The organism is Halobacillus ihumii (genome assembly GCF_902726645.1).
Taxonomy (GTDB): Bacteria; Bacillota; Bacilli; order Bacillales; family Halobacillaceae; genus Halobacillus_A; species Halobacillus_A ihumii.
On the sequence record NZ_CACVAO010000001.1, the window covers coordinates 2,039,327 to 2,053,211 of the forward strand.

General features: G+C 36.7%; 11 protein-coding genes. 2 read left to right on the forward strand and 9 right to left on the reverse strand.

Going from position 1 to position 13,885, the window contains the following annotated elements:
• Window positions 1–7: 7 nt before the first annotated feature.
• From G6R08_RS10120 to G6R08_RS10135, 4 genes are all read right to left on the reverse strand, one after another.
• The gene (locus tag G6R08_RS10120) at window positions 8–1,285 is read right to left on the reverse strand and encodes a TRAP transporter large permease (RefSeq protein ID WP_163527862.1); all 1,278 of its coding nucleotides are present in this window, start codon (window positions 1,283–1,285) and stop codon (window positions 8–10) included.
• Between the two features lie 5 nt (window positions 1,286–1,290).
• Complete coding sequence (locus G6R08_RS10125) at window positions 1,291–1,773, reverse strand: TRAP transporter small permease (protein ID WP_163527863.1); 483 nt, start codon at window positions 1,771–1,773, stop codon at window positions 1,291–1,293.
• A gap of 93 nt (window positions 1,774–1,866) precedes the next feature.
• Window positions 1,867–2,919, reverse strand: coding sequence for a DctP family TRAP transporter solute-binding subunit (locus tag G6R08_RS10130; protein WP_163527864.1), 1,053 nt, complete (start codon window positions 2,917–2,919; stop codon window positions 1,867–1,869).
• Window positions 2,920–3,066: 147 nt separating this feature from the next.
• Complete coding sequence (locus G6R08_RS10135) at window positions 3,067–3,933, reverse strand: MurR/RpiR family transcriptional regulator (protein ID WP_163527865.1); 867 nt, start codon at window positions 3,931–3,933, stop codon at window positions 3,067–3,069.
• Window positions 3,934–4,961: 1,028 nt separating this feature from the next.
• Between G6R08_RS10135 and G6R08_RS10140 the strand changes: the two genes are divergently transcribed.
• A complete protein-coding gene (locus G6R08_RS10140; RefSeq protein WP_163527866.1) occupies window positions 4,962–6,011 on the forward strand; it encodes a hypothetical protein in 1,050 nt (349 codons plus the stop codon).
• Window positions 6,012–7,405: 1,394 nt separating this feature from the next.
• Here G6R08_RS10140 and G6R08_RS10145 read toward each other — a convergent pair.
• The 5 genes from G6R08_RS10145 to G6R08_RS10165 all read right to left on the reverse strand — a co-directional run bounded on the left by G6R08_RS10145 (window position 7,406) and on the right by G6R08_RS10165 (window position 13,139).
• The gene (locus tag G6R08_RS10145; RefSeq protein ID WP_240339690.1) at window positions 7,406–7,975 is read right to left on the reverse strand and encodes a DUF6037 family protein; all 570 of its coding nucleotides are present in this window, start codon (window positions 7,973–7,975) and stop codon (window positions 7,406–7,408) included.
• 243 nt (window positions 7,976–8,218) lie between these two features.
• Window positions 8,219–8,581: a YhjD family protein gene (locus G6R08_RS10150; protein WP_163527867.1), complete on the reverse strand. Its 363-nt coding sequence runs from the start codon at window positions 8,579–8,581 to the stop codon at window positions 8,219–8,221.
• A 386-nt stretch (window positions 8,582–8,967) separates the two neighbouring features.
• On the reverse strand, window positions 8,968–9,198 hold the full coding sequence (locus tag G6R08_RS10155) for a hypothetical protein (RefSeq protein ID WP_163527868.1): 231 nt from the start codon (window positions 9,196–9,198) through the stop codon (window positions 8,968–8,970).
• A 655-nt stretch (window positions 9,199–9,853) separates the two neighbouring features.
• Window positions 9,854–10,132, reverse strand: a complete 279-nt coding sequence (locus G6R08_RS10160) for an AbrB/MazE/SpoVT family DNA-binding domain-containing protein (RefSeq protein WP_275897953.1) — start codon at window positions 10,130–10,132, stop codon at window positions 9,854–9,856.
• A gap of 49 nt (window positions 10,133–10,181) precedes the next feature.
• Window positions 10,182–13,139 carry a Tn3 family transposase gene (locus G6R08_RS10165; protein WP_163527870.1) on the reverse strand — a complete coding sequence of 986 codons (2,958 nt, stop codon included), beginning with the start codon at window positions 13,137–13,139 and terminating at the stop codon, window positions 10,182–10,184.
• 143 nt (window positions 13,140–13,282) lie between these two features.
• On the opposite strand from G6R08_RS10165, the gene G6R08_RS10170 reads away from it, so the two are divergent.
• Window positions 13,283–13,855, forward strand: coding sequence for a recombinase family protein (locus G6R08_RS10170; protein ID WP_163527871.1), 573 nt, complete (start codon window positions 13,283–13,285; stop codon window positions 13,853–13,855).
• The last annotated feature ends 30 nt before the right edge of the window (window positions 13,856–13,885 follow it).

A 13,885-nucleotide genomic window follows, 5' to 3' on the forward strand; every position in this document is an offset into this window, starting at 1 on the left:
TGTTTTTTTACAGGTCAAACCAGGTTAATGGTATGGTGATTAACTCTGGAAATAATACAAACAAATATAGTACGAGCAAAGTTATCGCGATCCATGGCAATGTGCTTTTCGTAATTTTTTCTATTGATAGTCCGGTAACACTTTGCGCTGCATATAGACAAACACCAATCGGCGGAGTTATTAAACCGAACGCAAGTAGAATGACCATATAAATCACAAAGAATACTGGATCAATACCAACAGCATTAACCGTTGGCATTAAAATCGGAACGAGAATAAAAATGGCCGCCGTAGCATCCATGAACATGCCAACAATGATTAAAAAGAAAAACAGCATCGACAAAATAAGTAGAGGGCTGTCACTTACACTACTTATATAGGAAGCTATTTTCGTCGGCAGTCCATCATACGTAAAGACCCAACTGGCCGCGCTTGCTGTTACTGCGACAAATAGAATCGTTCCGGTCATTTTTGCAGTTCTGAAAAACACACTTGGTAATTGTTTAAAGCTCATAATTCTATAAATGAACAAGGAAACAATCAGTGAATATAAAACAGCTATTGCTGCTGCCTCTGTCGGTGTAAAGAAACCGCCTACAATCCCCCCTAAAAGTACAACTGGTACTAATAGCGCAGGCAATGCTTTAACAAACGAACCAACCAATTGCCTGAAATTAAATGGAATATGCTCGCCATACTTGTACTTTTTCGAAAGGGTGTAATTGAAAATCATAAGAGCGATAGCTATGATTACCCCCGGAATTAAACCGCCAAGCAATGCCTGACCAACGGAAACACCAGCGACCGATGCCGCCACAACCATTAGGATACTGGGCGGAACAATCGATCCGAGCATGGAAGAGGCCAGTGTAACTGCGGTTGAATACCTTAAAGGATAGTTATTCCTCGTCATCTCATTAATACTCATTTTTCCGACACTGACGACATCAGCCACTGATGAACCGGACAATCCACCAAATATCAGACTTGCCAGTATGTTGACATGTCCGAGCCCACCGGTAATCCATCCTACAACATTCTTAGCGAAATTGAAGATTTTTTCCGTTATGCCGCCTTCGTCCATTAAAACACCGGCAAGTATAAATAACGGAACGGCAACCATAACAAAATTGTTCATTGAACTGTACATTGATTGGATGACTAGACTCATAGGCACATCTGTGAACAAAACAACAGAAAATACAGAAGCCACACCCAAAGAAACAGCTATTGGTATCCCGGAAAACAATAAAACAAAAAATAATATGATTAGAAATATAGACAAAGCTGTTACCCCCCTTTCTCAATGAGCTCCTTGTCGTATAACAATGATTGGATAACATTTAACACGCCGGTGAATGCGGTTAAAGGAATACTGAGTCCTATAATCCACATCGGCAACTGCAAAGCGGGGCTAGTCTCATTTGTCATCCACTGCTGTGACACTAATTCAATTCCGGAATATATCATAAATATAAAGAATCCGATGGATCCTATTGAATAAACCCATACAAACACGTTTTTGAAAAAGGAGGGCAGGTAATTTTGCAAAAGTGTCACTCTAGGAGATTCCGCCTTTCTAAATCCAATACTGACACCTAAAAAGATCAGCCAAATGAATAAAAATCTTGTTAGCTCTTCAGTCCAGGGAAGTGGAGCTCCAATTAGCCGGCTTGCGATTTGGAGAATGACTACAAAACATATACCTAATGTAGAAAGCCCTGCCAAAACATCAGTTAGCATATTTATAGATTTAAAAACCGATCGCAACATTGATTAAAAACCTCTTTTCCATAAGGAAAATAGCCCCCGAGATTAACATTACCCGATCTCTGTGTTGTATAAGGGGCTGTTTCTTATTTGGCTTTATTCATTCTTTCCGGCAAACTCCAGAACTGACTGGAAGAACTTATCATTTTCTACCAGCTCTTTAAAAGCAGGATAAGCATCTTTTGCAACCTGCACAAACGCTTTTTTCTGGTCCGCAGTTAATTCGTTTACTTTCATGCCTTTTTCTTTCAAATGATCAATAATAGAATTGAAGTTTTCTTCATCCTGCTCCAGTTTCCAGGTTTGTGTTTCCTGTGCTGCTTCTTTAAGAACCTTTTTCTGATCATCACTTAATTGGTCAAATTTCGCTTGATTCATTCCCAAAACCCATCCATCGGCCATATGATCTGAGATGGTCAAATACTCCTGAACTTCCGCGAATTTAGACGCCTTCACGACACTGACGGGATTTTCTTGGCCGTCAATCGTTCCCAACTGAAGAGCGTTATAAACTTCCGAGAAATCCATAGGTGTAGTCACAGCACCTGTTCGTTTAAAAAACTCTACCCATAAAGGGTTGTTTGGAACCCTGATCTTCAGCCCTTCAAGATCTTCAGGCTTTTCGATCGGTCGTACTGAGTTTGTAATTTGCCTGAAAGGACGATTCCATAACCCTATACCTTCAATTTTAAGTTTATCCAACTTTGATAACAATTCCTCGCCATGTTCTCCATTTAAAAATGAAACAAATTGCTCTTTATCATCAAACAAATACGGAATACTAATCGCATTGAATTCGGGAACAAAGTTTGCATAAAGGGACGTCGAAAGTGCTAGTAAGTCAATACTACCTGCCCCGAGCTGTTTAACGGCAGCGGAAGGATCTCCTCCATACAATGTTCCATTGGCATGCACTTGGATTTCAATAGAGCCGCCACTCTTTTCCCTTACCAATTCCGCAAAATGCTTTGCTGCTTGTGTAATCGATGAACTGTCAGGATCCGGAGTTGACAAATTTAATTTCACTTCTTCTGCACTTTCACCATTTGGAGCATTAGAAGACCCGGAGGTAGATTGACCTCCGCAAGCAGCCAATGAGAAAACCAGTAACAACGTCAAAATGAGCGATACGAACCTTTTTTGTTTCAACTTTAATTCCCCCTTCTAAATGTTAGCGCTTACTTTAAACAATAAATAAAATTGTGAAAATTAGCACCGTTTAAATAAACTTATCATACGATGGTTATTTCCTTCAACAATTTATTTAAAAAAAAGAAGAAAAATTTCATGTGATCTTTACATCTTTTTGTGGGAAGTTGATTTCCTCGTTATTTGAATATTTTCATAAAAGTATTCATAGTTAGCATTAGCAACTGCAGCAACGAGAATATCGATAATCGTCAACTGGGCAATCCTTGATGAAATGGCATCTGTCCGAAACATGGTTTCGTTTGACATGGTTTGCAAGTGGATATCTGATATTTTTGTCATTGGTGATTTTGATAAATTTGTGATACAGATGACAGTGGCGCCATTGTCTTTGGCCAGTTTTAATGCATGTAGAATATCGGTATTCGTTCCAGTATGAGAAATACCAACCACAACATCATTTTTATCAACTACACTGGCCGACATTGTTTGCAATGTAGCATCAGTATGAACAAGGCTTTTAACCCCGAGCTTCAACAGTTTGTGTTGAGCATCCATTGCAACAGATCCGGACCCGCCTGTACCATAAAACTCGATCTGATTAGCCCTAGAAATGGCATCTACGGATTTGGTCAGCATGTCGTCATTCAACACTTCGATGGAGTCATAGAGTGCTTGTATATTTGATTGAAATACTTTTTTCTTAATCATCATCACATCATCGTTAGGCTCAATGACTTCATGAATCTGTTTTTCGGGTGTGATAACATCTCTGGCGAGGTTGATTTTTAAATCCTGAAATCCTTTGTAACCCAGTCTTTTACACAACCTTACAACTGATGATTCACTTGTGTTGCTTCTTTCTGCAACTTCCGTAATAGAAAGGTGAATAATTTCTTCAGGATTTTCGTTAATAAATTCTACAACCTTTTTCTCCGCTCCTCTTAATTTTGAGAAGGCTCCTTCAGTTCTCGTTTTAAAGCTGGTTGGTTTGTGAACCTGTAAATCGCTCATTTATAATAGCCCCTTTCTTATATACACTTTATTCTATCAAGTCTTGAACTTGTGTTTCCACAGACGATGTACAATTAAAGCTGCGAAAGAACTTAAATTCATCGATACTACCTTATAATGTTCACCTATTACTTTTGAGTATGGTTCATCGCCTAGAAGAATTCCTGATATAAGTGTGCAATGCAAATCGGCTCTGTTCCCTTCGCCCCAATAAATGTTTCAAATTCTCCTCTGTCGGTTTTAACCATTTCCCTCTCCAAAGGATAATATTTACTCGGACAGTATCTCAAAATCAGATCACCAAGTTTACATTCTTTATACCTTTAGTTCACATTTTTGACTCAATTTTAACGTAATTTTATACTGTTTTAGTCGTTCCAAAGCTTAGTCCACAGTATATACTTTCTTGAAAATTCCTCCGTTTTAATACAATAGACAAAGTTTTAAATCAAATAATAAAACAATTGTTGTATTAAATCAACAAGAAGCCGGGGAACCCATTGAAACGGGGGATTTTTGGTAAACCCTAACCTATCTTGTAGTTTCATAGCTTCGCTTGTCATACGGGATCGTTGTCCCAACCAGCCTCAAACATGTTTCTGCAAGTAGGGGGACAGTATTCTGGACGGGATCAAGTCCCTCCGGCGCGAACGTCCTACCCAGGTTACCTCAAGAATAAAAACTATTTAAAATAAATCAACCAGAAATGTAAGATGACTGGCTGACTTATAAAACGAAGGGCACGTTTGTTATATAAAAGGGACATCCATTTTAGCCAGGACTAATAGGGTTTCCTCTTTTTCACGCAAAATAAGTATTAAAACGACGCAATTTAATTAATGAATTGATATTCTTAAGACATGTGGGTAAAAAAACTAGTAGATTATGATTGAAAAATATTCACATTTTCTTTAAAGAAAACTCTCAAACAAACGGGGCTTGATTTTTAGTCAATGATCAAAGTGAATTTACATTATGTTAAAATAGTCTAAAGGTTACTAAAACATTACATCTTTTGGAGAAATGTTATGTCTTTAACTAAAATGCTTAAAGGAAAAAGTGAAATTGAGATTGAGTTACAAACTATTTTAAGGAATATCATACCTACCAAAAAAGAGTTTTCTACATTTTCAGGAAATGAGGCATTTTCTTCTAAGAAGGGTATCGATGTCCCGTACATTCTGAATTATTCGTATCAGTCCTCAGTAGTTGGCACAGCTTTTGATTATATGGCTAGATTTATTGTCTCTCAAAATAATGACAGCAATAAAGAAGATGTATCTGTGGGGCTCACCGCAAGGCACGGATTAGAAATTCTCCAAAGGTACTGTGCTACAAAGACAAGTAAATCTTTAGAAGCTAAATTTAATAAAGGGTTAGTTTTGATTAATAAGTTTGTGAAACGGAGAAAAGCGAGTTTTGAAAAACTACTACCTTATGCTACATATATGGCAAGGCTAGAGCATATTTTTAGATCTGGAATGCCTCCAAAAGATATAGAAGGCAGTTTGTTAAGTGAGGAAGAAAATGAAATTATTGTTGATTTAAAACGATTATGTGAAGTGTTTATTGAAAGATTTATGATACCTCAAATAATTACACCAGAAAGTAGTGTTGTGTTTAATCCTCATTTTGGTATTGCGTCTCAAAGTTGCGGCGGAGCAGATGCTGATATTTATATAGATGGAACCTTATATGACTTTAAAACTTCAAAGTTAACAGGGTATAAATGGCAAGAAATATCTCAAATTTTCGGTTACTACTTTCTTAACTGCATAGCAGCTGATCTAAAAGATACTAGTGCAAAGCTGGATGGTTATGAAATTAAAAGATTAGCATTTTATAAAGCTAGATACGGGGAAATTGAATATATAGATATTTCATCAATGCAAACCAAAAAAATGGAAAGCGCAATAAAAGAGACCAATGAATTATTAAATATAAGAAAATTACCATCAAGATCCGAAAGGAATTATAAGATGAACAGGAAAGTAGTAAATAATATTTCTATGAGATTTGCTTACTTATTTGTGCTATTACTTCTTATTTTTTCTTTTTTCCTTACTTATCCTTTTTAAGCGATTGAAGTTAAATAAAGCCCCATTTCCTCTTGATACATAGTGTGAAGTGGGCTTTATTAGCCATACCTTATAATATCGCACATTAGCTTAAGAGAAGGAATCCTGAGTAATGCCTGTACTTAACTCGACACTTAATCTTGAATTCTATGAAAGTGAATTTTTCGCTTTCCTCCGTTATTAAATCCCTATACCTATTATAAAATTGCTTCTTGGCATCTGGATTCATAAACTCCATGACCCCTACTGGTTTCATTCTGTCCCCTTCTTCAATCCCCAGCAACAGACCAAACTCACTTTTAAAAACATAAGTTTATTGATTGAATTTGATTAACCGGTTTATGCTTGCAAGAACTTGACATTTGCGAGATAATATAAATACTAAAGAATTATACAAGCATATTTTATCGTTTTTTAAATAAATTATATTATAAGGCTTGTACAGTACAGTTTATTTTGATATGATTTTAATGGTCGTCAATTTATTCGTAATACTATTGATATTGCTAGCAATATCAATAGCAATTTCAATATCGCTAGCAATATTAATATTAATATCAACATAGTTTATCGAGGTGAAATTTCGGTAATACTAGATAAAAAAACACCCTGACGGACTAGGTCAGAGTGTATAAATAATTAAGCGGCGTTATCGTCTTCCTGCCCGGCTTTAAACTCTTTCACGACGAACTTCCAGGCTCGTCCCATAAGCCGGCAACACTTAGATGATAGACTCTTGACTGCTGAAGGTAAAACAAACAATAAAAGAAATAAAACTACCCAAATGAGATAACCAAACTCTGGAGGTAGACCCAGCAGGGATAAACAATAACAGAGAATCCCTGTTATAGCATTTCCAACTAATAAATTGACTAAAAAACCACCGTTGCTTAGCGACACATTACCACCACCTTAGCGACCCCCATATGGGTCAGTGAACTTTTATTTAGATACTCCATCTTACATCACCCTTTCAAATAATTTGGTGGAACATTTAACTAAAAAGATACACACACAACCCTTGATCATAGGAATCGAAGGGGCTTTTTTGATGTTAAATATACCCACCCTTCATTCTATCATTTTCCAATTAAACTGACAACTTAATGTACTACACCCAGCAATACTATTAATTAGTCTTTCTTTAAGAAGCCCCCTTTCTAAGGCTGTATATGTAAAAAGACAATAGTTTATACATGTAACCAATTATAATAGATTGTTGATTCCTAATTATTTCCCTTTTTAGATCGTCCTAATTACAAAAACCCTTCCAACGCAATATGGAAGGGTTTTTGACTTTATAGAGTTTCTGTTCCTTTGATCTATCCATAATTAGTACTTACTCATGATAAACCAACTGGTTTCACTTTTCTTTAATCTTTATAGAACCCAGTTTAGACGGGTAGATAATACTTATTTTCATCGGAAGAGTTGACACTCCAACAGCTACTGATGTTTTTCTTTTTACACCTCAAATAGGCTTTATATGAAAGCAATTTACGTGTTTTTTCAAGATTTTCAGGACTAACTTGATGACCCGCCTTAGTATTATCACGCCATTTAACAAAGTAAATCTTTTCTGATTCTTCTACATCATTTCGATACACAGCAATTTGGTGAGGTTTCGGTACATTTTTGTGTTTCGCATTACTAGGAATTTGACCATTGAATTCCTCAAAAAATTTTGATGGTCTAAATGGGTTGTCTGGTTGATATTTAAACCCCATAATTTTGCAAAATTTACTATACTCCTCCAAGAAAGGCTTAATGTAAAAACCTTCTTTAACAGGGATTTCGAAGTAATAATTATGTTTTACTATCCCAAAAGCTAAGATGTTGGGTTTCTCATCAATAAAATACATTACATCAAACTTAACGTTGTTAAATGTAAAGTTAAATTTATACCGATCTATACTTTGATCTCTCATACTACTATGAAGATTACCTAGACCAGAAAGTTTCACTAAAACTACCCTCCAACTATACACTTAATCTTTATTCCCTTGTTTATGTAAGCACCTGTGTTGCAATTAGATTTGTTTTCGTGGGTAATCCTCTAACTAATTGCAAATATGAGCGCTTGAATGGAATCACGAACAATAACCTTTTGTCCAATAGATGGTCCACCCAAAAACACGAATAATTTTTAATAAGGTCAGCTGGTGACTTCCTTAAAATTCGAACAAACCTCCTCTTTTTTGCAACATTTAATTTTCCCAAATACGATCCTGAATAGGAAACTCGCCTGCTTTTGCTCCATATAAATATTCCCTCATAATATCACTTGTCATCATCTTTAACTCTTCAGCATTAAAAGTGATCACTTCATTGTTTGCTCTGTATTTCACAATATCGTTTTCTTTTCCTAAATACCTGATATCCATGTGATGAACAGTGTACATGTCCTTCTTTAATGTATTGAAATCCTCCTGCAACTTTACAAGAACAGCATCTAGCTTATCCAAATATACATGAGCAGTCTTAAAATCTTTAACTTGTTCTCGATCCATTCTAAAAACCTTTATAGCCAGGGGGATTGCTATGAATTTATTAATCACTTCACGATTCATTTCAGCACACCCTTATTTATTTCTATTTTAAGAATAGGCAGGTTCTAAAGCTTTCAGTTCTTCTTTAAGAATCTCTATCCTCTTCGGACCTAACACTAATCCGCCTTCCAATACCACATTGTTATCACGATCATACACTCTTTATAAGCTCTATATTACCTTAAAATGATTCTATCATCTTTCACAAAAATTTCCACTAGTCTCTAGTTTTTTATCTCGAGTGTTCGCCGAAGTTAACTCTCTAACATAGGTGATAACTTGAATGGAACTTAAAATCACACCACTAACGTTTGATAAAACCCTTATTTATCAAACTTCGTATAGGTTTTTCATTCGGTACGGTTCGATGCCCTACCGAATGAACACAAAAAAAGGGAAACCTCATATTAGAGGTACCCTATCTCTTCTTGGCTGGTATAACCTTTATAATCTTCATATTGAACTGGTCTGCCTATGTTAATACTCTCCTTAATTTCCTCAACATAATCTTCTCTGGATAAAAAGTACAAACTTTCTACTACTCCTTCAAATCCTAAATAATCGATTCTTCCTACAAAAGTTTCCTTGATTTCTTCCTCACTAAAATTTTGCACATCGTAATCTTGTAAACATCTCATTATTATCATTCCTTTCTTTGTTTGACCACCCACCAATTTTTACGAATATGGAAGTCAAGGGTGACCGGAGGGAATACGTAGTATCAAAAAAGAGCTAGGGAATGTTAGGAAGCCCAATGACTTAGTAGGAGTTGAAAAGCGTTCTTTGCTTTTTTTTACTCCTACTTAGCCGACTTGGTTTGCTTACATGATCTTGCTCTTTTGCAGACCCTTTACTGGAATCGTGAGAAAACAATTACAATGAGGGGAACAAAGAAGGATGAACAGAACACGTGGAGAAAAAAAGCGAAAAGAAGGACCGACTTAGAATAAGCTAGTCCTTCTTGAAGCGTAAGGCATGATTGCGAAAGCATTCATGCCTTCGGTTTGGGAGGGTTCGATCCCGGCCAAACCGATAGATATTGAATGAACCATAGGAGCACAGCAATAGCAAGTGAACACCCTTCCCGACTTATGAGAGAAGGTTCCCTTTTTTCTCTAGATTGAATGTTTCTACAAGCGCCTGTGTTGTAATTAGATTTATTTTCGTGGACGATTCCCACTAAATGCAGATTTGAGTTCCTAAGTGAACTACTGAACAAAAATTTTTTGACCAGTAGATGGTCCACCCAAAAACACGAATGATTTTTGTTCCTGCAGCTGTTGACCCAACTTTCTAAGAATGGACGGGTTCTAATGCTTCAAGCTGCCCTTTAAGAATTTCTAACCCTTTCTGGCTTACCACTAGACCGCCTTCTAATTCATAATTGTTATCGCTAACTTCCCCTGTAATGATACATTGTTTGTCTGCTTTATATTTCTTCAGAATGATTTGGTCATCTTCAACAAAGATTTCCATGGGGTCTTTCTCCTTAATCTCAAGGGTGCGGCGAAGTTCCATAGGGATAACCACACGACCTAATTCATCTAGGGGTAGCGTCAGGAATATGCGGATTTACAACGTTAAGCGCATTTTCCCGAGAGCTATCCTGTTTTCAACAACGTTAAGGAAGTTTTAATGGTCTTAAGGAATCACTTGAGACAACTATTTTCGAATCAAAATGGTACTCCCCTAACAGATTAATATGTTCCCATCCTAATGGTGAAATATGGTGTAACAAGTCTTTATTAAAATCGCCCGTCTTGCTTGAGTATTCGGTTGCTTTTGTTAAATGTAGCGTATTCCATACACTTATAGCATTGATCAAAATGTTTAAGGCACTTGCTCTTTGTAGTTGGTGTTGTAAAGTTCGTTCACGAAACTCCCCCTGTTTGCCAAAGAATATAGCTCTGGCAAGTCCGTTCATGGCTTCCCCTTTATTGAGCCCCTTTTGTATTTTCCTTCTTAACGTTTCACTTTGAAGATAATTCAGAATAAATATCGTCTTTTCTATTCTCCCCATTTCACGCAGAGCTGTAGCTAAGCTGTTCTGTCTAGCGTAGGAACCAAGTTTCCCCATAATAAGTGATGCGGTAACAGATCCTTCGCGTATGGAATGTGCTAAGCGCAAGACATCGTCGTAGTTATCTTTTATTACTTTCTCGTTTATTTGGCCACGCATAATGGGTTCTAATTTTGGATAGTCATTTACTTTACCTAGTGTGAACAGCTTCGAATCCGATAAATCCCTGATTCGAGGAGCAAACTTAAAACCTAATATGTGAGTCAAACCAAAGATCTGATCGGTGTAACCTGCTGTATCGGTAAAATGTTCTTCAATATTTAAATCCGTTTCATGATGCAATAGACCATCTAGAACATGAGTGGCATCCCTAGAATTCGTATGGATAATTTTTGTGTAGTAGGAAGAAAACTGATCACTCGTGAACCGATAGATTGTGGTGCCTTTACCCGTTCCATAATGAGGATTAGAGTCAGCATGTAGAGATGAAACACCTAGTTGCATTCTCATCCCATCGGATGAGGAAGTCGTACCATCTCCCCAATAGGAGGACAGGTCTAACTTATGTTGAAAGTTGACTAAAACGGCCTGCGCTTTATTCATAGCATCTTCATGCATTCTCCATTGGGACACATTTGCTAACTGTTTATATGTAATACCGGGTGTTGCTTCTGCCATTTTGCTTAAACCAATATTCAATCCCATCCCTAAAAGGGCAGCCATTATAATAATGGTTTCCTGTTTATCTGGCTTCCGGTTACTTGATGCATGAATAAATTGTTCATGAAATCCGGTGATATGAGCAATATCCATAAGTAAATCTGTTAGTTTTATTCTTGGAAGCATCCGATAAAGGCTAGCACTAAGTTTTTTTGCTTCCTCTGGAACATCCTTTTCTAGCCTTTGAATAGAAAATTTCCCTTTCTCGATCGATACGCCATCTAATTTGTTACTGTTAGCTGACATCCACTTAAGGCTTTCACTTAAACTTTGTTTTCTTTCTTGAATGTAGTCTTCAAATGATAAACTAACCGATAACCTATTATTTTCTTTGGTTTGTGTCCACGAATCTTTTGAAAATAGGTACTCCTCAAAATCCCTATATTGTTTACTTCCCACAATTGATACGTCACCTGCTCGAATGTGTTCTCTTAGTTCCGTTAAAACAGCCATCTCATAATAATGACGATTAATCGTTTCATCTTCATCGTATAAGTGCCTTTTCCAGCGATTTGAAACAAAACTCACAGGTGCATTGTCAGGTACCTTTCGCTTTCCTGTATCATTCATTGTACGTATAACTTCAACGGCTTCCATAAGAGGTTCATTGGATTTGGTAGATTGAAACTCCAGGGCCTTGAGCAGGGTTGGAGTGTATTTTCTAAGAGAATAAAAACGTTTTTGCAACAAATCTAAGTAATCATAATCAGCCGGTCGGGCTAATTCCTGTGCTTCCTCTACGGAAGACACAAAAGTATTCCATTCAATAACAGATTCTAAGACTTCAAATACATCTAATTCTTCGGATTTAGCCTTAATTAATGCTTGTCCTATGTTAGAAAAATGAATAACTTTTTCATTGAGCTTTTTGCCATTTTGTTTTTGGAGCTCTTCTTGAGCCTTTCGCCCTTTGGACAACAGCTTAAGAATTTGCCGATCATGAATCTCAAAAGCTTTATCTGTAAGCTGTTGAATAAGTTGCAATAAATAAACGGTTAAAATGGAATATCGTTTATTCTCCTGAAAATCCCTAAAGGCGTAAGGTTCATACCTAGATCCTAAACGGGATAGCTGTAGTAAACGATTTGAATGTACAGCATGCAGGCTAATGGTTTCCAACTTCATTTCGCGAATATACTCTAGCCTTTCTATAACTTTTAGGAATGTGTCAGGGGAAGGATAACCAGGTGCTTCTTTCAACCAACCTAGAATGGTTTTAGTTTTTCCATGGTCAGAACTAATGATTTCCTCAATTTTCTCCCTTTGCTTATCAGTCAGAGAATTGCTAATTGTATTAAATATCTTCTTTTCAGCCATTGCTCTAGCTTCCCACACCATCCTTTCAAGTGTTGTGATGGCAGGTAAGATAACTTTATTTTTCTTCAAGAACTTCAAGCCTTCGTCTAGTAAATACATGGATTCTCCATTTTCTAAAGCTAACTGATAAAGGTGTTTAAACGTTCTGCGATATTCTTTCAAGGTAAAAGTTACAAATTCATATTTGGTGCGGATTTCCTTCAAATGATCCCATAGGGTGTTTTCCCTTTGCGGATAACGACTAATCGAAGATGGATCAGCGTTAATCTGATCAGCTATATATGTGAGAACTGATGTGGGAATGTTTTTGATATGTGTATATGACCATCCCGGATGCCGGAGAACGGCCAATTGTATTGCAAATCCCAGTCTATTTTCATCCCTTCTACGCTTGTTAATCAGTTCAAGATCCGATTTAGAGAATGTGTAGTAAGTTCCAACTACGAGTTCGTCCTCAGGAACCTGTATAAAGGATTGTCTTTGTTCATTAGTGAGCAATTCTCTCCCTCTAGCAATAGACATTTACTTCACCCATTTCTTAGAATATTCACTTTTCTCTTTCAATTATATCAATAGAGTGTACTCTATTGGAACAAACAAGAATCCGTGATAAAATGCGAGTTAGGGATGTCCCATGAGACTTGTTTCAAAATAGAGGTGGCAAAATGAGAAAAATCGGTTATGTAAGGGTTAGTTCGGTTGATCAGAATCCGGCAAGACAATACAAACAACTCGAAGAAATAGGTATGGATATCATTTTTGAAGAAAAGTTATCCGGAGCTACACAACATCGACCAGAGCTACAAAAAATGTTAGATGACCTTCAGGCAGATGATACGATTTTTGTTACAGACCTTACCCGAATTACACGAAGTACAAGAGATTTATTTGAGTTGGTCGATGACATCAAGCAAAAGAAAGCAAATTTAAAGTCTTTGAAAGATACATGGTTAGATTTATCCGAAGACAATCCATACAGTGAGTTTTTAATGACAGTTATGGGTGGAGTCAATCAATTAGAACGTGATCTCATAAGAATGCGTCAACGCGAAGGAATTACACTTGCCCAAAAAGAAGGCAAATATAGAGGTCGAGTAAAAAAATATCATTCGCAGCATGAAGGCATTAACTATGCTGTGGAGCTTTACAAAGAGGGAAACATGACTGTGAAAAAAATTTGTAAGATTACAAATGTATCAAGGTCAGCTTTGTACAGAAAACTGGCAGAAGATAAGTAAAAGATGCCAACCACACTACAAAGTAAATAT

What these genes read in the sequence shown, in the direction of transcription:
- G6R08_RS10150 (WP_163527867.1), bottom strand. Translation starts at nt 8,581, where the DNA reads ATGAATCGTGAAGTGATTAATAAATTCATAGCAATCCCCCTGGCTATA.
- G6R08_RS10125 (WP_163527863.1), bottom strand. Translation starts at nt 1,773, where the DNA reads ATGTTGCGATCGGTTTTTAAATCTATAAATATGCTAACTGATGTTTTG.
- G6R08_RS10140 (WP_163527866.1), top strand. Translation starts at nt 4,962, where the DNA reads ATGTCTTTAACTAAAATGCTTAAAGGAAAAAGTGAAATTGAGATTGAG.
- G6R08_RS10135 (WP_163527865.1), bottom strand. Translation starts at nt 3,933, where the DNA reads ATGAGCGATTTACAGGTTCACAAACCAACCAGCTTTAAAACGAGAACT.
- G6R08_RS10170 (WP_163527871.1), top strand. Translation starts at nt 13,283, where the DNA reads ATGAGAAAAATCGGTTATGTAAGGGTTAGTTCGGTTGATCAGAATCCG.
- G6R08_RS10155 (WP_163527868.1), bottom strand. Translation starts at nt 9,198, where the DNA reads ATGAGATGTTTACAAGATTACGATGTGCAAAATTTTAGTGAGGAAGAA.
- G6R08_RS10165 (WP_163527870.1), bottom strand. Translation starts at nt 13,139, where the DNA reads ATGTCTATTGCTAGAGGGAGAGAATTGCTCACTAATGAACAAAGACAA.